This window comes from Calyptranema fuscum S582 (assembly GCF_055793305.1).
In genome coordinates this window covers 160,822-183,373 of record NZ_JBSLYH010000001.1, presented here as the reverse complement: position 1 = coordinate 183,373, position 22,552 = coordinate 160,822, and the positions used below count along the sequence as shown (strand labels likewise).

Here is a 22,552-nt window from a genome sequence, read left to right as displayed (position 1 = left end):
CGTTCGAGGTGTGTGTACACGGTAGCCCAGAATTGGGGGGCTAGGGGGGCAAAACTCCGAAGGGCACCTTATTCATTCCATTCCCGCTCAATTTTCTCCAGGTCTTTAGCGGCACCCAGTTGGCTAAACAATTGGTGAGCGGTGGTGTAATAGGTTTGCGCCAGGTCAGCATTGCCCCGTTGCCGTTCGAGTTGAGCAAGATCGTAATTTGTTTCAGCAATATGCCAGGTCATTCCCAACGCTTGCATTTTTTCCAGAGCATCTTTGAGTAACGATTCTGCCGTGTCTAGGTTGCCGCGCCCTAGTTCGGTTTCTCCTAAACAACCAATTGAGATTGCTATGCCTGCGCGATCGCCCAGTTCTTGCCGCAGTTGCAACGATTGTTGATAGAGCCGTTCTGCCGCATCCCAGTTGCCCCGATTGCGCTCGATGTCGCCCAAGACAACCCAAGAGGATGCCATGCCTGCGCGATCGCCCAGTTCTTGTCGCAGTTGCAACGATTGTTGATAGAGCCGTTCTGCCGCATCCCAGTTGCCCCGGTTGCGCTCAATGTCGCCCATTGTGCCAATCACTTGTGCCATGCCTAGACGATTGCCTAGTTCTTCGCAAACTTCAAGCTTTTTTTGATAGAGCCGTTCTGCCACATCCCAGTTGCCCCGGTTGCGCTCAATGTCGCCTAAACATCCCCAAGAGGATGCCATGCCTGTGCGATCGCCCAGTTCTTGCCGCAGTTGCAGCGATTGTTGATAGAGCCGTTCTGCCGCATCCCAGTTGCCCCGATTGCGCTCGATGTCGCCTAAGCTTCCCCAAGAGGATGCCATGCCTGCGCGATCGCCCAGTTCTTGCCGTAGTTGCAACGATTGTTGATAGAGCCGTTCTGCCCCATCCCAGTTGCCCCGATTGCGCTCGATGTCGCCTAAGACACCCCAAACGGCGGCTATTCCCGCGCGATCGCCCAGTTCTTCGCAAACTTCAAGCGCTTTCCGATAAAGCCGTTCTGCCGCATCCCAGTTGCCCCGATTGCGCTCGATCTCGCCTAAGCTTCCCCAAGTAGTTGCTATGCCTGCGCGATCGCCCAGTTCTTGCCGCAGTTGCAGCGATTGCTGATAGAGCCGTTCTGCTGCATCCCAGTTGCCCTGATTGCGCTTGATGTCGCCTAAGACGCCCCAAACAGCTGCCATGCCTGCGCGATCGCCCAATTCTTGCCGCAGTTGCAGCGATTGTTGATAGAGCCGTTCTGCCTCATCCCAGTTGCCACGACAAGATTCTATGTAGCCTAAGCTTGCCCAAGTAGCTGCCATACCGGCGCGATCGCCCAGTTCTTGTCGCAGTTGCAGCGATTGTTGATAGAGCTGTTCTGCCCCATCCCAGTTGCCCTGTTTGCTCTCGATGTTGCCTAAAAGTCCTAGTGAAGCAGCTTGAACATTTTTACTTAGATATCCTTTAGCATCAGAAGGTAAAGATTGTTGAAAATAGCATTTTGCCTCATCCCAGGCTCCTGTATCGCGACAAATAATTCCCAAGATTTGCAGACAAATCTGATAGGTAATGCCTTGCACATGAGGAAGAATTTGCTGGCACAAATCTTTCAACAAATTCCAATAGCCCCAGGGTTTTAAGTAATTAAATAAAGTGTCAGTTAATAGATCGGCAGCTTCGCTGTAGTTGCCCAATTGAAAGGCAAAGTGTTGGGCTTCGAGAACGGGGCGCAAATCGTCCAGAGTTTTGGGCTGATCCAGGGTTTTTCTGGTGCGATAGAAAGAATAGACGCACTTTAGCAGATCGGGCAATTCTGACTGATAGGCAGTCTGCAAAAATTCGACAATCAGGCGATGCAGGTCGTAGACATCTTCATGTTTGTGGAGGTCATAGCGGCACTGCACCAGGCAACTATCGACCAGGCGATCGATCAGGGTTTGGGTGTCTTGGAGTTCTGTTTCGGTCAGTTCAACGGGTTTTTGCCGTCTCACGGCTTGCCGAAACCGTTGCGTGGCATCATCTTCTCGATACAATCGCAAAAAGGTTAGCCCTCGGATATCAATCCCCACCCGCAGCACACACATCCGTTTCAGCAATTCTCTGGCAGGTTCGCTGTGGCGTGCCAGTTGTGCCTGCAAAATTGGTTCGGCTTTTTGGCTGACCAGGTGCGGGTGTTGCCGCAGGTAGCCCGGTTTGCCTCTGGCAACGGCTGCCAGTTGGGTCAAGACAAACACATGACCCTCTACCCGGTTTGCCACCCAGAGCCGATCGGCTTCCGAGTCTTGCACCTGATATTGGCTTAAGATCTCGGCTCCGGCAGCGGTGCTAACTCCGCCCAGGCGCTCCACTCGCACCAATAGCGGGTCGGGGGTGGCGTGGGGGTCACGCGGGTCTGCCAGGTCGGTGGGCAGCTCTCGACTGGTGACGATCAGCTGCGACGAATGCGGACGATAGACCAGGGCATTGAGCAACTGCCCCAACTCGGGTTGCAGGGTGCGTCCGGCAGTGGGTTGGTGGGCGGGGTGCAACAATACCTCCAGGTTATCGAGCAATAGTAAATAGCGCTGCTGCTGCAACCCTTTGAGGATAGCCTGAAGTTTTTGCTCGGCAGTCGTCAACAATTCGGCAGACTCGATCTGCAAGGCAGCGAATAAAAAACTCGCCAGTTCATCAAAACTGCTGCCCTCCTCTGCCCGCCAACAAATCACCGCCCCATAGACACTGTGGCTTGCCAACTGCGATCGGCGTAAATCGACCCCTGCCGCTTCTAGTAACTTCACTGCCAAACTGGTTTTGCCAATGCCACCCTGCCCAATTAGCGCCAACACCACCGGACGAGGCAACGCCGCATCCTGGGCAGTACCGATAAATTCGGTTTGCAACTGCTGCAACACGTCATCTCGCCCCACCCAGACCGGCACCGATCGCAATGCCTCCACCCCCACCACAGGTTTGTGGGCAACAGCAGGTGCAGGTTCTACGGGCGTGGGTAGCGTGTTTTCAACCGTTGCGGCGATCGCCGTTTGAGGCAAATCGGGGATGACGGTTGAGGATGCAACAGATGCAACAGATGCGATCGTCGGATCTGCGTGATCAACCTGCTGCCAGAGTTCAGCAACCGTTATACCCAAGCCCTGAGCAATCTTTTCAACCGTTGATTTTCGCGGTTCGCTAATATCACCATTGACCAACTTTGATACATAGTCAGGGGTCAAATCAGCTAACGTTGCAAACCGACGCTGGCTCAGTTGTTTGTCTTCTAGCAACCGCTTTAGCGCCAATCCAAACCGTTTTGAGGCAATGGGTTTGTAAGAGTTGTCTGCATTCGCCATGTCAAATTCAACGGTTGAATAGGGAACGGTTGATTTTCAATTGAAAATCGGCAATCTAGGCAATCTCTGATCCACATGATGCAATCGAGACATACACAGGGGAGCCGCTCCTAGCCACTGCGACCACAGTTTGGAACGCTCCCCATTCATTACCCCACGGGAGTAATTATGTCTAAATCTAACCTGTCTTTCTTGATTTCGCTTGCCCTGATCCTTCCCTCTGGGGCAACGGCACTACATCTGGCAAATCAACCCCAGTTGACCGATGCCCAACAGCGAGTCCTTGATACCAGCATCCAGATCTGCTCGGCTGGCAGCATGGGGCTATTTGGCACATTAGCCAGCCAGCGCACCACCGGCAACAAAAAACAGTAATGCTGTTGTCGCGTTTCGACTCCGCTCAACGCTCGGCATTCGTGGGCTGAGCGAAGCTCTTAAAAATCTCCTATTCCATCAAAATGGGGTGCAGGGCTATAGCCCTGCACCCCGTATCCATACGATCGCTACACTCATGCTTGCTGAACAAGTGGCTTTGCAGCCTGTACTTCTACCACACCGCGAAACATATTCATGCCGCAGGTAAACTCATAACGACCGGGTTGATCGGGTGTAAATTCGATCGCCGTAATTTGATTTAATGGCAAATTTCGGGCAATACGAAAATCAGGAAACCGGACTTCTTCTAAGCAACTACTGGGGTCTTTGCGATCGAAGTTCAAGCGCACCCGTTGTCCTGCTTGCACCACAATCTGGCTGGGTTCATAGCCACCATCTACCATCACCGTTACTTCTTGAATGCCAGCGTTTGACGTCGCTTGACGTGCCTTAGACGTGCTAAACAAAAACCACCAGAGTTCTAACCCAATTAACCCTACCCCTCCTACTGTTAAGATTCCTTTTAACCACAAGGGTTGATCAATCCGTTGAAACTCTACTTCATGCTCAGGTGAAGACGATTGCATTCCGTCATGCGATTCCTGAGCGATCGCACCATTAGACGCCAGCCCCAATAATAATCCGATCGTTACTAATGGTTTCAGTATGGCTACTTGCTTGATCATATGACATCCTCTCCTAAATCAACGTCCCGACAATTGTTCCTGAAATCACACCGAGCAAAAATCCAAATCCGACTAACGTACTGAAAAATATGATGGGGTTTAGCATACTTGAATAACCAGCGCTTTGCGCCTGGATAGATTAGGGGTGTTGTGTGAGAGATTTGCTCCGCACGGCTCTCACACAACAGCTTGTACTTCATGCCATTTATGCCCGATGTGCCATTGGCTTAAAGTTTCGCAGCCGGAGTGCATTCGTGACAACCGATACGGAACTAAATGCCATTGCCGCTCCGGCAATAATGGGGCTGAGTAACCAACCAAAGATGGGGTAAAGAACACCCGCAGCAATGGGGATGCCAGCCACGTTGTAAATGAAGGCGAAAAACAAGTTTTGTTGGATATTGCGAATAGTAGCGCGGCTGAGTTGAATGGCAGTGACAATCCCTTGTAAATCACCAGAAATTAACGTGATATCACTGGCGGCGATCGCCACATCTGTACCTGTACCAATAGCAATACCGACATCCGCTTGAGCCAGAGCAGGCGCATCATTAATGCCATCTCCTACCATGGCAACGACTTTACCTTCCATTTGAATCGTTGCCACCGTAGCCGCTTTTTGATCCGGTCGAACTTCGGCTAAAACCCGCTGAATCCCAACTTCACGAGCAATCACATGGGCAGTACGTTGATTGTCTCCGGTGAGCATCACCACTTCTAAGCCCATGGCTTGCAAGGTGCGAATCGTAGCAGCAGACGAAGGCTTGACCGCATCGGCAATGCCCATAATGGCTTCGATAGTGCCATCTACAGCCAGCCAGACCACCGTTTTACCCAGAGATTCTAGCGTGTCCCAGTGCTGCTGGAGGGCAGTGGTATCCATCCCTAATTCATTCATCCAGCGATGGGTACCAATTTGGATCCATTGGTTGGCAACATAGCCTTGCACCCCACTCCCTGCGATCGCTTCAAACCCTTGTGAATTTGATAATTCAGCCCCTTGCACCTGAGCATATTGCACCACCGCTTCGGCAAGGGGATGTTCTGAATTGCGCTCGATCGCTGCTGCTAACCGCAACAGGTTGAGTTCATTACCATTAGCCGTTCCCTTAACCGTAACAAAGTCGGTCACGGTTGGTTTGCCCTGAGTAATCGTCCCCGTTTTGTCGAGCACAATCGTTTGCAATTTGTGTGCCAGTTCCAGACTATCTGCCCCTTTAATCAAGATGCCATTTTCAGCCCCTTTTCCAGTTCCGACCATGATTGAAGTTGGCGTTGCTAACCCCAGGGCACACGGGCAAGCAATGATTAAAACACCCACCGTGTTAATCAATGCCATCGTGACATTGCCCATGAGATTGAACCAGACGATGAAGGTCAGAATGGCGATCGCAATCACGACCGGGACAAACCATCCCGTTACCTGGTCTGCAAGGCGTTGAATCGGGGCTTTTGAACCTTGGGCTTGTTGTACCAGCTTGACGATTTGCGCCAGGAAAGTATCTTTACCCACTCGGGTTGCCCGAAACTTAAAGCTTCCGGTTTTGTTCAACGTTGCCCCAATGACTTCATCTCCAGGTTGCTTTTTCACGGCTACACTTTCACCCGTGACCATGGCTTCATCAATCGTGGACGAACCCTCGACAATTTCGCCATCTACCGGAATTTTTTCACCCGGACGAACCAGAATCACATCACCCACCCCGACTTCAGCAATGGGAATATCAACCTCTCGATTGTCACGAATCACTCGTGCAGTTTTGGCTTGCAATCCCATTAGCTTGCGAATGGCGTCTGACGTCTGTCCTTTTGCCCGGTTTTCCAGTAGCCTGCCGAGCAACAGTAAAGCAATAATCACCGATGCCGCTTCAAAATAAACATCGGGTTTCAACCCCTGCGCGATAAACCATTGGGGAAAGATGGTCGGAAACAACGAATAGACATAGGCAGTTCCTGTTCCCACCGCAACCAGTGTATCCATCGTGGCAGTATGACGCTTCAACGCTTTCCAGGCATTGATGAAAAATCCACTCCCTGACCAGATCAACACCGGAGCCGTCAGCACCAATTGCAACCAGGGATTGTGCAACCACATAGGTAAAAAAGGAATTGACACGCCCGTCATGGCAGGCAAAGACCCAATCACTAGCAGAGCGCTAATTGAACCACTCAACCAGACTTTGTGTCTTAGTTTGCGGTTTTCAGCTTGCCGTTCTTGCCGTTCGGCATCATCTTCTGGAGCCAGCACATCATCTTGCATCGGCTGTGCCGCATACCCGGCAGCATCAACAGCATTTTGAATAGCCGTGACATCGGTTTGGCTGGCATCATAGGAAACCGTTGCTTGCTCTGCACCAAAATTTACACTGCACGCCTCAACACCGGGGACAGAACGGATGGCGGCTTCAATATTATTGGCGCAGGAGGCACAACTCATGCCTCGCAACTTCAACATTGTATTTTCCATTGGTTGACTCCTGGGTAAACCCTAAGCGACGGTGTACCCCGCCTCCGTAATCGCTTGCTGAACCTCTGCGGCAGCGGCTTGAGTATCGACATTGACCCGCTTGGTTTTAGGGTCTGCTTCAACCGTAGCCGCAGGGTCGATCGCTTTGATGGCTTTGGTGATCGTATCTGCACAAGCCGAGCAAGCCATATTTGGAACAGTCAGTTCGAGTGTCATGATTTAAATCCTCTGAATGGGTAACTGTCCCTATCTTGGGGTCTCTAGTTCACTGGAGAGTCAAGAGGCTAATGATAAACTTTTCAAAACTTATAGCTCTACGCAATCCAATTGGGTCATCAGGGGGGAGCGGTGCCCCCACGCCGAGGTTTCACCCCTGCCCCCCCTTCCAAAGGGTTTAAGTTAGCGTACTGGCGTTTACGACGCTTCATCCCTGGACACATGACAGTTGTGGAGTGAGTGCCACGCTCTGCATGGCACTCACTCCACATTTCATCTATTAATTTGTTTGCAAATGCTAAATATCAAACAGCAGTTCGATCTACTGGGTTATTTCAGGGCGATCGCCAAAACTACAACCACAATGGCGCTGCATAGGTGATTCAGTACGGTGTTGTGGGGCGCGGAGTGCCCTACAACACCGTTTCTGTAATTAACGAACTTGCACACCTCAAAAAATCTGTGGCTCAAGCAATTGAAAATGGCTGTATCTCTACATCTATAAAGAAGGGCACTGCTAGGAGACATCAAACAAGCCATCTTCGTAAGCGATAAAGCGATCGCCCATACAGCAACCAGGTATCCTCTCTTACAAGTGCCTGGTTTCCGCTGGAGTTGATCTCCAATTATTGTTCCGCCCATCACTATAGTGAACAGGAATCTTGGCAAAGTCTTCATCACTCACATTATCCAGACAAGCGATATTGACTGAATAAAATGCCCCACCAATTTCTTCCAAATATCCACGACCAAAAGGTCTTGTACCGCAATGTTTGCAAAACAGATGGTGAACGCTCTGAGAGCCAAATTGATAATCACTCAGATCAGCGTCACCGGATAGTTGGCGAAATGCATCGGGTTTGACGACGGTAACCCATAATCTATTTTTAGTACAGATTGAACAGTTGCATCGACCTGTACCGGCACTGAGGTCAAGATCTGCTTCAAAGCGAACTTTTCCACAATGGCAACTTCCTTGATATGCCTTATTCATGAATTATCTCCTGGTTCACCCAACTGGCTTCCTGGACTGAGCATGCTTCATCGCTGATGCAGTGCGGATAAAGTATCCTCTTGTCCCCCATTCTTGATGATCTTCCCGGTGTTACAGATACTAAATTTTGTCGCGTGGAGGGTGGAGGCGGTGCCTCTATATAGAAGTTCTACCCCTGCACCCCCTGACAAAATTTTTGATTGAATCTAACAGCATACCGATCGCCTTCTTTAGTCACCTCGCCCAACCAGGTGAATGCAAAATTTCTCTGTCTTTAGACAGATCTTTGTGATAGCTATTGCCTATTTCACCTATGCGAAAGGTATGAAGTCTAAGCCAAATCCCTGACAAACTGGCTGTTTTAGAACCAGATTCGGGCGATCGCCGCATTCATAATATCAGCCTTTACAGGGGTGATTGGTACTCTAGCAAAACTTTAAAGTGTATGTAATTCTAAAGTGTGTCATTTACTGCGCCAACAGTATCCTCAGTTGCTCATATAAGTGTTTTACAACAGTCGCCAGAATACCTCACGGTTTTGAAAACCCGGTGCTTGATTACTCTCATCCCGGCTGCACTCAGCATGGAAATGGCACTCTGCTACGGACTGTAATACCATCACACCTGACATTACATCCTTAACCAGACGCTAAAAGGAATCTCACGCATCCAAGCGTGGCAGGAAAGGAGGAATGACTCATGTTTTATGTCCTACAAATTTTGACTGCAATTCTCATTGCGGTAGCAATGGCAATGGCGCTGGCTCATGCCCTGGAGTTGCCCGGAAAAATGCGTCTCCCCAAAGAAACCTACTTTGCCATGCAACCGATTTACTATCCCGGATTTACCATCGGAGGAGGAATTGGAGAGTTTGGCGGGGTCATTGTGACACTTATCCTGTTAGTGTTCACCCCCTGGAAAAGTACACAATTTTGGCTGACCCTGGTAGCCTTACTGGGATTAGTTGGAATGCAAGCTGTTTACTGGCTTTTAACCCATCCGGTCAATCAATTTTGGCTTGAAGGTGAAAATTTGAGTCACTTTAGTGCTGGCTTTTTCTCCGTTGGGGTCAATCAAACGCAGCAAAACAAAAGGGCAATTAACTGGACAGACCTCCGCAACCGTTGGGAATATTCTCATGTGATCCGTGCAGGATTTGCTTTGGTCAGTTTAATTGCGATCATGATTGCCCTTTTGGTGGATTAGTGTGAATTACAGCACTTTGCACTTGAATCAGCACAGGTGTTGTTGTAAGCGTGTTGTGAGAGCCACGCGGCGCACAGCTCTCACAAAAACAACCAGATTTTAAGCACTTGAAAAGCACTGTAGTAGCGTGGTAGCCATGATTGTATGGAGGCAACAAGATGACAAAGATGAGCGGGCCTGCCCTGATTGTGCTCGGGCTACTGCACAGTCTCATCGCGTTAGTCATACCCAACGCGATCGGCTTTGGGGGCATCTGGCAAGAAATTGCTGAGGCTGGCATTCTTGATGCCGTGAAGCCAGACTCCCTTCGCATCTGGGGCTACTACTGGTTTCTTATACCGGGATTTTTCTTGCTTCTCTTGGGTTTCCTGTGTTACTGGATTGAATACCACTTGAGCCAACCTTTACCAGCATTTTTGGGGTGGGGGCTTCTACTCATTTCTGGTGTTTGCATCGTGCTGGATGTAGATACCGGATTCTGGCTGGTGCTCCTGGTTGCGGTGAATGCAATTGTGGTATCACAACGTAGTATCCCGCTAAAACAACCAGATGATATTGGGATATAGACGTGCTCTAGTATTGCAAACACTAAATTTTGCAACATGGGGTTTGGGGGCTGCGCCTCCAAACCCCCTCTAAAACTTTCAAGTTGGTATACTAGGCGCGTATGCTTGATGCTTGTAGCGTTACAACGGGCAAAATAGTTTCCGGAATCTCTCCCAACATTCGTGTAGTCCTGCAAGTTCAGTCATTGAGAGGGAAGAATGCACCTACCCAAGTTCATCAGACCCTTCCAACTCATCCGTGTGGCGATCGCATTGCTGCTGATTTGTAGTCTGATTAATCACTCAGCGCGTTCGGCGCTATCCGATTCCTTAGGCTTGCAAACTGCATCTACCCAGATTGCTCCTGTCGCTGAAATTGCGCAAACTCCTGACTTTGCACAAATTTTTCAGGACTTAGAAGTCGATGGTTCGATCATGATTTACGACAAAAATAATCAACGCTTCTACGAACACAATCCATCGCGCAACACAACTGCCTTTTTTCCTGCTTCCACCTTCAAAATCTTGAATGCGCTGATTTCCCTTGAAACAGGAGTGATTCGAGATGATGTTTCAGTGCTAACCTGGGATGGCATTACCCGCGAAATTCCGGCGTGGAATCGGGATACCAACCTGCGTCAAGCCTTCAAAGATTCTACGGTTTGGTTTTATCAAGTCCTTGCCCGTAGAAATGGGCATGAACAAATGCAACAGTTTGTCGAGCAAGTGGGCTACGGCAATCAGCAAATTGGCACCCCTGACCGAATTGATCATTTCTGGTTGGATGGTCCATTGCAGATCACACCCAAGCAAGAGATTGAATTTTTGCAACGTCTGGAGCAAAACGATTTACCCTTTTCACAACGCACAATCGATCTGGTCAAAGACATCATGATTATTGAGAAAACACCAGACTATACCTTGCGGGGCAAGACAGGTTGGATTAACAGTGTTGATCCTAATGTTGGCTGGATTGTGGGGTATCTGGAACAGCAAAATAATGTCTATTTCTTTGCCACAAACATAGTGATCCATAATTCGCCAGATGCTGCCAAACGGTTAGACATCACTCGTCGAAGTTTTCAAGCATTGGGATTGTTGTCGTAAAGATTCTCTTGATAGAGTTCCAGAATATTGCCTTCAGGATCTCGAAAGAACACCACTCGATACCCAGGCGGATCATAGGTGAACGGTTCTGTCATAAACTGAACCCCCTGCGATCGCAAGTGTTGATAGGTGCTTAACTCAGCCCAGCATTTTGAGTCGCTGCCAAGCCGGGTAGGCGAACCAGTCCGGCAAACTGTTTTCCCGGATACCAGGGCATTTGGGCAATGCGATCGAACCCCGGCAGGCTTTGCATATGCTGTACCATGCGAGTTCGCATCTGATTGTCAGGCAGTGGACCTCTCAGGGCTCCCAGATTCTCAGCGACGTGATCGGGATTGGTGGTAGCAGGAATGGCAACCGTAACGGCTGGATGGGAGATCACATATTTGAGAAAAAACTGTGCCCAATTTTCACAGCCAATGTCTCTGGCAAACTCAGGCAGCGGTTGCCCCTGAACTACCTCAAACAGCCGCGCTTTCTCAAACGGCATATTCACCAAAACAGCAACTCCTTTTTCTGCGGCCGCAGGCAGAATTCTGTCTTCGACACTACGTTCAAAGATCGAATAGTGGATTTGCACAACGTCTAAATCCCCATTTTCAATCCAGCGTTCTATTGGTGCAGCATAGAGGGGTAAGTCATGATGAGTCACGCCGATGTAGCGGATTTTGTTTTCCTGCTTCCATTCCTTCAGCAACGGCACCATCATTTCTACATTGACTAAACTATGCACCTGCAATAAATCCAGGCGATCGCGCGATAGTCGCTGTAATGATTGCTCAAACTGTCGCTGGGCATGGCTTCTGTCTCCCAAATAGTCGCCCGTCGCCCAGATTTTATTGGCAATAAATAATTCATTGGTTAAGCCAAGGGCTTCAGCAAACTCGCCCACATTTACTTCTGACCTGCCATAGAGCGGTGAAACATCAATCATCCGTCCACCACTCTGCCAAAAGCGACTCATCACCTGTTGAATCGTATCGCGTGGCTGGTTTTCTAATACATCAAACGTGAGAAACGTCCCCATGCCAATGGCAGGCACGCTCTCATTCGTTCGTGGGATAGCTTTCATCAGCAAGTCTGACGTTTGACTCTGCGCGGGCACAGATGCCTGTCCTTGGGCGGCTCTTGTGCCAAACCCATGCACCACGGCGGGAATCACGGCACTGGCAGCCCCCAATCCCATCAGTCGTAATGTTGTCCGACGGGAAAGCGATCGCTCAGGATTTGGACGAGATGGCTCAACGTTCATCACAGTATCTCCTCTGCATCAAATTCAGATAATTGTTCTTGTTGCTGCGACTTGATAAGTATTGGGAACCACTGAGATTCATCCTAAAAGCAAAACCCAGAGTTGCTATTTCCAATTAGCTATGGTGTGATAACTACAGGTTATTACCAGTCTTGTTATGGAACTCCGTCAGCTAAAATACTTCATTGCCGTGGCTGAAGTACTGCACTTCGGTCGAGCAGCGGAAACATTGCATTTGAGTCAACCTGCCCTCAGTAAACAAATCCAAGCTTTAGAAGATAGCCTGGAAGTGCAACTGTTTGAACGGACGAAACATTGGGTGAGGCTGACGATCGCCGGACAAAAGTTTTTGGAAACGGCGCACCGAATTTTGCAGGAGGTTGAACACGGCATTCAGGTCACACGCCAAATTGCCGATGGAGAGATGGGGCGGCTCAAAATTGGCTTCACTGAAGCGACCTTGTTTAGCCTTGCTCCAGAGATTATCAAAACCTATCGAGAACACTACCCACAGGTGGAACTGATTGTCAGCAGTGGTGGAACAGAGGCGCATGTGGAAGCACTGCGCACACATCAAATTGATGTCGGGTTTGTCTATTTGCCGATTCGCGAACCGTCTCTTGCCCTCCGTCCACTGTTTGAAGAAGCGTATGTTGTAGCATTACCCGCATCCCATCGGCTGGCTCGTCAGAAACAAATTGCCCTGGCATCTCTAGCCAATGAACCGCTGATTTTTTATCCGCGATCGCTGGCACCTGTCCTCTACGCCAATTTCATCAAGTGTTGTGAGCAAGCCGGGTTTGTCCCCAATGTGGTGCAGGAAGCTGAACTTGCCCAAACTCGTCTGGGGTTAGCCGCCGCTGGTGCAGGCATTACTTTTGTGCTCTCTAAGATGCAAAACTTGAACGCAACAGGAGTCATTTATCGACCCATTATCGGAGAATTTCCAACGTTGAAACTGGCGTTAGCATGGCGGCAAGACGAGTCTTCACCCGTAGTACACGAATTTCTCAAGTACTTGTAGCGGTAATGTATCTATAGCAGTGCGCACGCTAATTCCACATCACGGTTATGCCTTCCTTGTAAGCTGTATGCAGTTGCATTAGGAGTAAGCCGTGGAATCAACATTCTTACTTCACAAGCCCGTCAGCTACGGAAGCGCTCTGGCAAACACCGTCTTCCTGGCGATCCTTTTCCTCCACATTATTGCAGGGGCGATCGCACCACTTATGGCGATTGTCGCCATCACAGCCTGAGGGGGCAGCAAATCCCATGTGCGCTCTGGACGCGGATTTGCGGGATCAATGGTCATCGTGGCACTCACCGGGATTGTTCTCGACGTGGTACGACTCGGCTGGTTTGTGACCGAAAACCATACAAAATACGCTGGTTACTCCATGCCCAGCACCTATCCGGCACGCCTGGGCTTCCTGTTCGTGGGGTTGTGCATTCTCTACCTGCTGCGAGAGGTCATGCCCCCTCGGGTATTCCAGCGGTCGTCAGGTGAGACGGCTGACAGATTGGTGCCCGGTCTACTGGTTGCCACCGGACTCGTCCTCACACTCATCATCACGTTACGCCTCAATCCCTGGACGGGTGCGCTGTGGATGATCTGGACTTTCATCCTGATTGTGATCATCATTGCGCGAACCCCCTCGTCTGCAACTCAGAATCGGGCGGCAGCGGTGGCACGACATGGCTTTGGCATGAGTGGCTTGGCAGCATTTAGTTGGTGGGGTGCGTTGCAAGGGTTTGGACCGGCGATCGCGATCGCCATCCATGGCGACGATCTATCAACCCGTGCCTACGTGGGCAACCAACCCGGTGCATTTTCGCCAGCGTTTTTTCTTTTTCTGGTTAGTTGGGCACCGTTCTTTTTGCTTGCTGCTTATCTAATCCGCCGATCCAGCAAGTTGCGTCAGACTTAGGATCACACATTAATTAAAACTGGGAAATTTATTGTTGTCAGCGCGGCGGAGCCGCGCTGACAACAATAAATCTTCGGGTTTATTGAATCCACAATCCTTAGGAGATTTCTAGGAATACATCTACCCTTTGATCTGGGCTTCGACTGCGCCCAGCCTGCAAGCTCCGAGCGTTGAGCGAAGTATTTATATAGTGATTTTTTGTGGCGCGGGCAACGCCCGCGCCACAAAAAATCATTCCTGTTTGAGGACGACTCAAGATTCATTCTTAAGGAGGAGGAAACTGGCTGATTTCTCCCTTGAGGTAGGTGCTAAGACTCTACCAAAAGGCATAAAGTAACCCAAACCTTCGTTTTCTTGAGGATCATGGATTTAATAAAACTGAAGACTTATTTTTGTCAGCGCGCCACGTTAACAAAAGTAAGCGTCCGGGTTTCATTGAATTCGGCATCCTGACTGAGGCTTTCTGGTATTTTGCTTGAACGTAAGAATTAACTATGTCTCAAAGCCGCCGCTTTGCCCTGTTGATGAGTTTTTTGACGCTGCTATCCTATGGTGTAGGACTCCTCGCCTTATTCCAATTCGTTAAGTTTGAATGTTTTGCCTCGGTTGAAGCCAGAGTCGCTGTTCTCGTTGGAGCGATCGCAGGGTTTGGCTTGTTTGGGCTGATTGCTACAATTCGCCGCTTAGCCGACCCATTAAGCCATTCGCCCTTATCTGCTGACCTCAATCAGAAGGTAAAAACCCTCAAGCAGTTGCTTTCTGAGAGCAACCGGCAATTGCAAAATAATGAAGACCGATTCCGCTTTGTCCCGGAAAAGATGCCTGTGCTCTTTGTAGCCTTCGATGCTATGGGCAACATCAGTGCATGGAATCAGGAATGCGAGCGGGTAACGGGCTATTCGGCAGCAGAGGTAATTGGCAATGCAGGCATTATGGAGCAACTCTATCCCAATGCCCAGTATCTCCAACAACAAATTGCTCAATGGCAAGCACGGGGCGATGACTATCGCAATTGGGAGTGGGATCTCACCTGCAAAGATGGCAGTGTGCGGACGATTGCCTGGTCTAACGTTGCGGCAAAGTTTCCAGTTCCAGGATGGACAACGTGGGGCATTGGGGTAGATGTGACCGAGCGGAAACAGACCGAACAGGCATTAGCGCAAGCCAATGAGCGGTTTCGTTTAGCCATGTCTGCGATTAATGCGATCGTTTATGAATGGGATTTGGAACGCGATAAAGTCGAGCGCAGCGAAGGCACCTGTAATTTGTTTGGGTTTCCTTCAGAAACGATGACCGCCAATAGCGATTGGTGGCTCAGCCGGATTCATCCAGACGATATCGAACCCATCACCCAACAATTCCTGAAGGCACTCCAGCAGGACGAACGCTACAGTTTAGAATACCGAGTTCGCAATCATGAGGGCGAGTATGTTGATGTGCATGATCAGGGCTTGATTGTCCGCAATGCAATGGGTAAAGCTGTGCGGGTTGTGGGCAGCACCACGGATATCACCGGGCGCAAACGGGCAGAGGCAGCTCTCCAGCAGAGTGAAGCCACCGCACGAGCTAAAGCCGCAGAACTGGAAGCGTTTATGGAAGCAGTTCCGATCGGCGTCTGGATCTCCCACGATCCTCATTGCCATCACGTCACACCCAATCAGGCGGCTTACGAGATGATGCGGCGATCGCCCGGTTCTGTGATGACGGCAACACCCGCAGACGGTGAATATCCGTTCCAGTTTAAGATTCAACATAACGGTCAGGATATTGCGTCAGAAGAGTTGCCCATGCAGCAAGCAGGCCGCATCGGGCAATCGGTTTCCGGTGAATTCGAGTTTGTCTTTGAAGATGGCGATATTTGCTTCCTGTATGGCAAAGCGGTTCCCGTGCGGTATGAATCGGGATCCATTCGTGGGGTGATTGGTGCCTTTGTAGATATTACCGATCGCAAGCGGATCGAAGTGGCGCTGCGAGAGAGTCAGGAACGCTTAGAACTAGCGCTGGATGCGGCTCGCATGGGTTCCTGGGATTGGGATGTGAATAGTAGTGAGGTGGTTTGGACACCTTACCACGAAATGATTTTTGGCTATGAGCCAGGAATGCCCAACCGAACCTATCAGGAATGGTGCGATCGCGTCCATCCAGACGATCTCGCCACCGCTCAAGCGATCGCGCAACAGGCAATGGAAGAAAAGCGAGAGTATGCCTGTGATTATCGCGTGGTTTGGGCGGATGGCAGCATTCATTGGGTATCGTCCTATGGGCGCTTCCATTACGACAGCAGCGGGCAACCGACTCGGATGTTAGGTATGTTGTTTGACATCACCGATCGCGTGCGCGTCGAACACGAACGCAAACAGACCGAAGCGGCATTGCGCGAGAGTGAATCCATGTTTCGCACCCTGGCAGATACAATGCCCCAACTGTTCTGGGTAGTTGACCAGAATAGCCACCACGACTATTGCAATCAGCGGTTGTGTGACTATAGTGGTTTGACCCTGGAACAGATGCATGGGGAGGGTTGGCAGCAAATGGTGCATCCTGATGACTTGCCCAACACGATTCGGGCATTTACGGCAGCCTGTCAAACCGGCGAAATGTTCACCGCAGAACTGCGCCTGCGTCGGGCAAGTGACGGAGACTATCGCTGGCATCTTGCCCAGGCATTACCGTTCCATAATCAGAGTGGCGAACTGGTGAAATGGTTTGGTTCTTCAACGGATATTCACGACCAGAAACTACTGATTGAAGAACGGGCACAGGCGTTAGAGCGAGAACGGGCAGCTCGCACAGAATTGGAACGAGCGAACCGCATGAAAGACGAGTTTCTAGCCGTCGTTTCTCATGAGTTGCGATCGCCCCTCAATGCCATTTTGGGTTGGTCGCGGCTGCTTCGTACCCGTACCTTTGACCCCCAGAAGACAGAACAAGCCCTGGCGTCGATCGAGCGTAATGCCCAAGCACAAACGCAATTGATTGAAGACCTGCTTGATATCTCCCGCATTATTCGCGGTAAGATTCGGCTGAACTTACGCCCAACCTATCTCAGTCCTAGCGTTAAAGCGGCGATCGATACCATCCGTCCGGCAGCGACAGCAAAATCCATTGCCCTCTCATTTCATGCCATGCCAGATGTAGATTTGGTTTCAGGTGATCCAGAACGATTGCAGCAAATCGTCTGGAATTTGCTCTCCAATGCCGTCAAATTTACGCCGACCGATGGACAGATTGAAGTACGGGTTCAAGCAACTCACTCCATGGCTCAAATCCAAGTGATTGATTCGGGCAAAGGCATCTCTTCGGACTTTTTGCCCTATATCTTCGAACGATTTCGGCAGGAAGATGCCACAACGACCCGAACCCAGGGCGGTTTGGGGTTGGGACTGGCGATCGTGCGAAATTTAGTCGAGTTGCATGGCGGTACCATTCACGTGGATAGCGCTGGAGAAGGGCAGGGTACGACGTTTACCGTTCAGTTCCCGCTCCTGCCGTCTGCTCTACCCAACCAACCCGCTAGCCTTCAAGGTCTGCATCGTCAAACAACAACCGATACAGTGCTCGATCTATCCAACATTCATGTGTTGATTGTGGATGACGAGAGAGATACACGCGAATTTTTGCAGGTAGCTTTAGAGCAGTATGGTGCAAGGGTGATCAGTGCTGCCTCTGCCTCGGAAGCCTGGACACTTCTGCAAACTTATAAACCCGACATTCTGCTGAGTGATATTGGAATGCCCGATGAAGATGGGTTCACATTAATTCGTCGGATTCGATCGCTGCCACCAGAACAGGGTGGAGACACTCCTGCTGCCGCACTGACCGCTTATGCACGCGAGGGCGATCGCCTGGAAGCATTATCAGCTGGTTTTCATATGCATATCCCGAAACCGATCGAACCGATTCAACTGCTGACCGTCATTGTCAAACTGTTAGAAACTCAAAAAGAGTTGAGCAGTTAATCCCCTTGCTGCCATGACATCATATAGCAGCCCAGGGGCTTGCACTTCACCATAGGGAAGGTTTCGGCAGTGCTTCATCGTTGAAACTGTCGATTAAACAGCATCCAGGATGGAGAGGAAGTTGCTCAATGCGGTTGAATGGTTGTCCCGTCGCCAGATAGCTGCAATTTCTAAGATTGGGACTTCCCCTTTGATCGCGCGATAGATCACATCAGTACGTCTAAGTGTTTGAACATTCGCTGGCAGAATAGAAATTCCGACACCCCCTGCAACAAGGCTCAAAACTGTTGATATCCAGGCAGCTTCTTGTCTAACGTTTGGCTTGAACCCTGCCTCCATGCACAACCGATCGATCTGGTCTCGTAAACCGTAGAGTAAGTTGGTAGGCGGCAAAATAAATTGTTCGTTGGATAAGACAGCCAAAGAAATACTGTCAGACCGCTTGGCAAGTCGGTGAGTTTCGGGCAAAACCAGAACTAGAGGCTCTTTAAGCACTGTTTTAGAGGCTAAGGCTACATTCTCATCGCTGTTTTCAAGTCTGCGTAAATTATGTGAATGAAAAAAGCCTACGTCCAGTTGTTGCTTTTTCAGTTTCTCGATCTGGTCATAGGAAGCCAGTTCCTGAAGCGTGAGCATCACATTGGGATACTGCCTGTAAAATACTTTGAGGATATCGGGTAGCTTACTGTTTGCAATAGAGGTATTAATTCCAATCGTCAACCGTCCCCGTTCACCACGATTGATTTGCTGAGCTTGTTCGATGGCTTGTTCGGTTTGGCTTAGAATAAATCGTGCTTCATTTAAAAACTTTTGTCCAGCCTCCGTTAAGACCAATGGGCGTTGCGTTCGATCAAACAACTTAAACCCTACTTTTCCTTCTAACCATTTGATCTGCCTGCTCAATAATCCTTGATCGACCTGTAGATGGTCGGCAGCATGAGTGAAGCTCTGCTTTTCGGCGACCATGACAGCAAACTTAAGGTGCCGAAAATCTAATTCATCCCAATTTGAGTCATCCTGAGAACCAAAAGAACGTGGCGGGAGTGACATTATGATGATTTAATCATGTTAAGTTGATGACTATGCTGATTATAACATGATTAAAACGTAGTTTAATGACTTTGAGGTAGTAAATTATTACAACATGTATGGACAAGGTAAATCGTGTAGTACTTGTCGGCGGGACTCATGGGAATGAAATGATTGGGGTGCAGCTCATCAAAAAGTTCAGCCAGCGTCCTGAGCTGATTCAACGCGACAGTTTCTCCACGCAACTGTTGCTCGGAAACCCGCAAGCAATTGCAGCTAAAGTGCGTTACGTCGATAGAGATTTGAATCGCAGCTTTGAGCGCGATCGCCTACAAAATAAGAGTTTGACCACCTATGAAGATGTGCAAGCAAAGCATATTGATCAGATGATTGGACCTTACAGCCGTGAGCCTGTAGATGTAATTGTAGATTTGCATAGCACCACTGCCAATATGGGTTTGACGTTAATCATCGATCACGAAGATCCCGTTACATTGCCGTTAGCAGCCTATCTTCAGCACATCAATCCAGCCATCAATGTTCATAGTACCGCGCGTTCAGGACGCCACCGAGATTCATTGCGATCGCTCGCCAGATTTGGGTTTTGCCTTGAAGTAGGACCCGTCGCCCAAGGTGTTATAGATGCTGACCTCTTCTTGAAAACAGAAGCTCTAATTTATACGATTTTGAATTATCTGGAACACTATAACCAAAACAGAATTTCACACCCAAATCACCCATTGACGTTGTACCGCTATACAGAAGCGATCGACTATCCCAGAGACGAGCATGGAGACATTCAAGCCATGATTCATCCCAATCTTCAGGCCAAAGATTATCAGCCGCTTCACCCCGGCGACCCCATGTTTTTAACATTTGATGGAGAACCGATGGCTTATGAAGGGACAGCGATCGTATATCCCATGTTTATTAATGAAGCGGCTTACTACGAAAAGGGAATTGCATTGTGCCTGACCCAAAAAGAACTGATCAGTTTGAAGTAAAAGGTTACTGTTTCAATAGCAGTATCGAGGTAATGATTTTGGGGTGCGCGAGCTGCGCTTGCGCACCCAAGGCTTCCACAAAAATAACTACGGCTTACTCAAGCGCAAAACGCTGTTCAACACATTTCTCATTGTCTGCTGCTGCTTGAACCACCTTAAGAAATTGACGCAGCAAGACCGAATCGGTAGGGGCTGGTTGGGATAGATCGTGAAGATCAGTTCGTCGCCATACCAATGCAATGTGACGCAGCAGCGGAACATCTTGTAGCTTGCGATATACCACTCCTTGACGTTGGAGCGTTTGAATATTGTCTGGCAAAATTGATATGCCTACGCCTGCTGCCACTAAGCTAAGATTTGTCACCATCCAGGTTGCTTTGACCGTTTCAAGCAAAGCAGGCTTGAACTCCAGTTGTTCAAATTGAGATAGCACGACTTCATAAGATGGAGAAGCATCGATAGGAGGCAAAATTAGAGTCTCTTGCTTGAGTGCTTGCAGGGGAATGTGCGATCGCGCCGCAAGAGGATGATGTTCTGGCAGCGCAACCACAAAACTCTCTTGCAAGATGGGTAAAAAGTTGAGATTGGGATCACTTGCATACGGGTTAGGGAGATGTTCGAAGCCAACATCGATTGAACCATCTCGTAACCCTTGTATCATCGACTCAATCGTCATGGACTGTAGCTCCAGTCTCACATGGGGATACCGACCTCGAAAGTTTGCCAGAATATTTGGCAGTAAACTATTGGCGATCGCAGTATTGACTACTACTACCAACTTACCAATTTCACCCCGGCTTGCTTCTTGCGATCGCCTTACAGCCCGTTCCAGTGCAGCCACAGCAACCTCAAGTTCACCCAAAAACGCCTTACCCGCTGCTGTTAAGACAGGCGGACGACGGGTTCGATCAAACAGCTTTACACCCAGTGTTTCTTCTAAAGCTGCAATCGTTTTACTGAGATAGGATTGCTCAACATCCAGGCGTTCAGCCGCTTTGCTAAAGCTTTTTTTATCCCCTGCTTCAGCAATCAACTCCATAAAATACTGGAGTTGCCGCATCTCAAGCTGGCTCCAAGAGGGAAAGGGCATAGTTAAAATTAGTATAACCAAAATGTCATTCTAATATATCTCAGATCCCCTTACTAGGAATAGTATTCATCCTTTAAGCTGACGTTTAGAAATTTTTACTTCGCAATCAAGAGTCGTTTTATGAACATTACCAGTGCTTCAACATCTAGCCGTCTGATGCGGCATGCTCAGCACTCTTCTAAAGTGCAGGCGCAAGAATCAGCAATCACGGCTAGAGCGATCGCCTACTGTCAAACAGCGCTCGATCGGAGTCGTTTCTTCGGCTTACTCAAAGCAGGAAATCTAACTCCAGCCATGATGCAATATGCTTTTTTGCAATATCGTCACTGGCGAGATCAACTGCATCAGTGGTTTGGGTTGTGCATCGTGAAAGCAGAAAGCTGCACTGACCCCGATCAAGAAGCCGCCATTCTATCGTTAGCTGATCACATCTTCACCGATCTACAAGACGGGCACAATGAGATGTACATAGAGTTTCTGCATGAACTTGGCTTGAGCGATAGTGAAATTATTGCTGCCCCATGCAGCGCTGCAACTGCATCCTATAAACGCTGCTTTTTTGACGAATTTGGCTATGGGTCTGAAAACTTCTATGAAGCCTTAGCTGCACTGAGTGGTCGAGAACTATGTGTATCGGTTCGTAATGTCCAAATTCTCCAGTTTTACTTTGACATTCGTGCGATGAAGTATCCAACCTGGCTGAGCTTACATGCAGAAGTAGAAGCAGATCATTTCCAGGATGCCATTCGTCCAGTGCTGACTCGCTACACTAAAGATTCAGGCAAACTGACCAGCGTCATCACAGCCGTTGAGCGTGGCATCGATCGCCATGTGCAATATTTCGATGATTTGTTGCAGGACTATGAGTCTCAATTGAGTGGTCATTAAAGTGCTGTTTCGTTTATATCAATAGTACTGATTTGAACACGTTAGACCTGTTTCAGGAAAGGTTGAAAAAATTTTCAGCAAAACAATACTATAACGCCAAAGTCATTTTAGATTGACAATCATGTTGTTTTCAACATTGATTGCTTGTGGTTTAATTCCACTAAAGCGCAAGAGCCGCCCCCACTTCTCAACACTGTTATGAAAAAGCAGCTTCTAGTTTTTTGTAGCGCAACAATGTCAATTGTTTCAGTCATATTGATTCAATCAGGAATTGCCAAGACGAGAGCGGATCAAGTTCTACAGATCCATGCTGATGATTTTGAAGGAGCAGAGCAACGGGCATGTCATTACGCACCCCATACCGATCCGGTTGTCCCATTTTATCAGGGGTCTAGACCTGAACAAAGAGATGATAGATTAACACCAGTCATTCAGTCAGAAAACCAATCGTTATTGGGAAGTCGTTAAAGCCTGTGCAAATTCGTCAAGTACAGA

General features: G+C 49.1%; 20 protein-coding genes. 11 read left to right on the top strand and 9 right to left on the bottom strand.

Annotation, left to right across the window (positions count from 1 at the left end; all coding sequences use genetic code 11):
- Positions 1 to 68 precede the first annotated feature (68 nt).
- Positions 69 to 3,311 (bottom strand): tetratricopeptide repeat protein, encoded by a 3,243-nt coding sequence (locus ACR6Z4_RS00650; RefSeq protein WP_479715273.1) that lies wholly within the window; start codon positions 3,309 to 3,311, stop codon positions 69 to 71.
- 168 nt (positions 3,312 to 3,479) lie between these two features.
- Between ACR6Z4_RS00650 and ACR6Z4_RS00645 the strand changes: the two genes are divergently transcribed.
- Positions 3,480 to 3,686, top strand: coding sequence for a hypothetical protein (locus tag ACR6Z4_RS00645; RefSeq protein ID WP_479715272.1), 207 nt, complete (start codon positions 3,480 to 3,482; stop codon positions 3,684 to 3,686).
- A gap of 134 nt (positions 3,687 to 3,820) precedes the next feature.
- On the opposite strand, the gene ACR6Z4_RS00640 is transcribed toward ACR6Z4_RS00645, so the two are convergent.
- The 4 genes from ACR6Z4_RS00640 to ACR6Z4_RS00625 form a co-directional block, all read right to left on the bottom strand.
- Positions 3,821 to 4,372, bottom strand: coding sequence for a cupredoxin domain-containing protein (locus ACR6Z4_RS00640; RefSeq protein WP_479715271.1), 552 nt, complete (start codon positions 4,370 to 4,372; stop codon positions 3,821 to 3,823).
- 205 nt (positions 4,373 to 4,577) lie between these two features.
- Positions 4,578 to 6,839 carry a heavy metal translocating P-type ATPase gene (locus tag ACR6Z4_RS00635; RefSeq protein ID WP_479715270.1) on the bottom strand — a complete coding sequence of 754 codons (2,262 nt, stop codon included), beginning with the start codon at positions 6,837 to 6,839 and terminating at the stop codon, positions 4,578 to 4,580.
- Positions 6,840 to 6,860: 21 nt separating this feature from the next.
- Positions 6,861 to 7,055 carry a heavy-metal-associated domain-containing protein gene (locus tag ACR6Z4_RS00630; RefSeq protein ID WP_479715269.1) on the bottom strand — a complete coding sequence of 65 codons (195 nt, stop codon included), beginning with the start codon at positions 7,053 to 7,055 and terminating at the stop codon, positions 6,861 to 6,863.
- A gap of 589 nt (positions 7,056 to 7,644) precedes the next feature.
- The gene (locus ACR6Z4_RS00625) at positions 7,645 to 8,049 is read right to left on the bottom strand and encodes a GFA family protein (RefSeq protein WP_479715268.1); all 405 of its coding nucleotides are present in this window, start codon (positions 8,047 to 8,049) and stop codon (positions 7,645 to 7,647) included.
- Positions 8,050 to 8,748: 699 nt separating this feature from the next.
- Between ACR6Z4_RS00625 and ACR6Z4_RS00620 the strand changes: the two genes are divergently transcribed.
- The 3 genes from ACR6Z4_RS00620 to blaOXA all read left to right on the top strand — a co-directional run bounded on the left by ACR6Z4_RS00620 (position 8,749) and on the right by blaOXA (position 10,907).
- Positions 8,749 to 9,255 carry a DUF1772 domain-containing protein gene (locus ACR6Z4_RS00620; RefSeq protein ID WP_479715267.1) on the top strand — a complete coding sequence of 169 codons (507 nt, stop codon included), beginning with the start codon at positions 8,749 to 8,751 and terminating at the stop codon, positions 9,253 to 9,255.
- Positions 9,256 to 9,413: 158 nt separating this feature from the next.
- Positions 9,414 to 9,821 carry a DUF6463 family protein gene (locus ACR6Z4_RS00615; RefSeq protein ID WP_479715266.1) on the top strand — a complete coding sequence of 136 codons (408 nt, stop codon included), beginning with the start codon at positions 9,414 to 9,416 and terminating at the stop codon, positions 9,819 to 9,821.
- 198 nt (positions 9,822 to 10,019) lie between these two features.
- A complete protein-coding gene (gene blaOXA, locus ACR6Z4_RS00610) occupies positions 10,020 to 10,907 on the top strand; it encodes a class D beta-lactamase (RefSeq protein ID WP_479715265.1) in 888 nt (295 codons plus the stop codon).
- Here the strand turns inward: blaOXA and ACR6Z4_RS00605 are convergent.
- Together ACR6Z4_RS00605 and ACR6Z4_RS00600 are read right to left on the bottom strand one after the other, a co-directional pair.
- Entirely contained in the window at positions 10,883 to 11,119 is a 237-nt protein-coding gene (locus ACR6Z4_RS00605) for a VOC family protein (RefSeq protein ID WP_479715437.1), read from the bottom strand. The genes blaOXA and ACR6Z4_RS00605 overlap by 25 nt on opposite strands.
- Complete coding sequence (locus tag ACR6Z4_RS00600; protein WP_479715264.1) at positions 11,041 to 12,159, bottom strand: aldo/keto reductase; 1,119 nt, start codon at positions 12,157 to 12,159, stop codon at positions 11,041 to 11,043. The genes ACR6Z4_RS00605 and ACR6Z4_RS00600 overlap by 79 nt, the downstream gene beginning before the upstream one ends.
- A gap of 157 nt (positions 12,160 to 12,316) precedes the next feature.
- Here ACR6Z4_RS00600 and ACR6Z4_RS00595 point away from each other — a divergent pair, with 157 nt between their 5' ends.
- The 4 genes from ACR6Z4_RS00595 to ACR6Z4_RS00580 all read left to right on the top strand — a co-directional run bounded on the left by ACR6Z4_RS00595 (position 12,317) and on the right by ACR6Z4_RS00580 (position 18,046).
- On the top strand, positions 12,317 to 13,183 hold the full coding sequence (locus tag ACR6Z4_RS00595) for a LysR family transcriptional regulator (RefSeq protein WP_479715263.1): 867 nt from the start codon (positions 12,317 to 12,319) through the stop codon (positions 13,181 to 13,183).
- A 91-nt stretch (positions 13,184 to 13,274) separates the two neighbouring features.
- Complete coding sequence (locus tag ACR6Z4_RS00590; RefSeq protein ID WP_479715262.1) at positions 13,275 to 13,415, top strand: hypothetical protein; 141 nt, start codon at positions 13,275 to 13,277, stop codon at positions 13,413 to 13,415.
- Between the two features lie 18 nt (positions 13,416 to 13,433).
- Positions 13,434 to 14,087, top strand: coding sequence for a hypothetical protein (locus ACR6Z4_RS00585; protein ID WP_479715261.1), 654 nt, complete (start codon positions 13,434 to 13,436; stop codon positions 14,085 to 14,087).
- A 494-nt stretch (positions 14,088 to 14,581) separates the two neighbouring features.
- On the top strand, positions 14,582 to 18,046 hold the full coding sequence (locus ACR6Z4_RS00580) for a PAS domain-containing protein (protein ID WP_479715260.1): 3,465 nt from the start codon (positions 14,582 to 14,584) through the stop codon (positions 18,044 to 18,046).
- A 93-nt stretch (positions 18,047 to 18,139) separates the two neighbouring features.
- Here the strand turns inward: ACR6Z4_RS00580 and ACR6Z4_RS00575 are convergent, their stop codons facing one another.
- Positions 18,140 to 19,096 (bottom strand): LysR family transcriptional regulator, encoded by a 957-nt coding sequence (locus ACR6Z4_RS00575; RefSeq protein WP_479715259.1) that lies wholly within the window; start codon positions 19,094 to 19,096, stop codon positions 18,140 to 18,142.
- Positions 19,097 to 19,194: 98 nt separating this feature from the next.
- Here ACR6Z4_RS00575 and ACR6Z4_RS00570 point away from each other — a divergent pair, with 98 nt between their 5' ends.
- Positions 19,195 to 20,079: an aspartoacylase gene (locus ACR6Z4_RS00570; RefSeq protein ID WP_479715258.1), complete on the top strand. Its 885-nt coding sequence runs from the start codon at positions 19,195 to 19,197 to the stop codon at positions 20,077 to 20,079.
- Positions 20,080 to 20,173: 94 nt separating this feature from the next.
- Here ACR6Z4_RS00570 and ACR6Z4_RS00565 read toward each other — a convergent pair whose 3' ends face one another.
- On the bottom strand, positions 20,174 to 21,169 hold the full coding sequence (locus tag ACR6Z4_RS00565; RefSeq protein ID WP_479715257.1) for a LysR family transcriptional regulator: 996 nt from the start codon (positions 21,167 to 21,169) through the stop codon (positions 20,174 to 20,176).
- A 120-nt stretch (positions 21,170 to 21,289) separates the two neighbouring features.
- On the opposite strand from ACR6Z4_RS00565, the gene ACR6Z4_RS00560 reads away from it, so the two are divergent.
- Both ACR6Z4_RS00560 and ACR6Z4_RS00555 read left to right on the top strand, forming a co-directional pair.
- Positions 21,290 to 22,057 (top strand): iron-containing redox enzyme family protein, encoded by a 768-nt coding sequence (locus tag ACR6Z4_RS00560; protein ID WP_479715256.1) that lies wholly within the window; start codon positions 21,290 to 21,292, stop codon positions 22,055 to 22,057.
- Positions 22,058 to 22,255: 198 nt separating this feature from the next.
- Positions 22,256 to 22,525 (top strand): hypothetical protein, encoded by a 270-nt coding sequence (locus tag ACR6Z4_RS00555; protein ID WP_479715255.1) that lies wholly within the window; start codon positions 22,256 to 22,258, stop codon positions 22,523 to 22,525.
- The last annotated feature ends 27 nt before the right edge of the window (positions 22,526 to 22,552 follow it).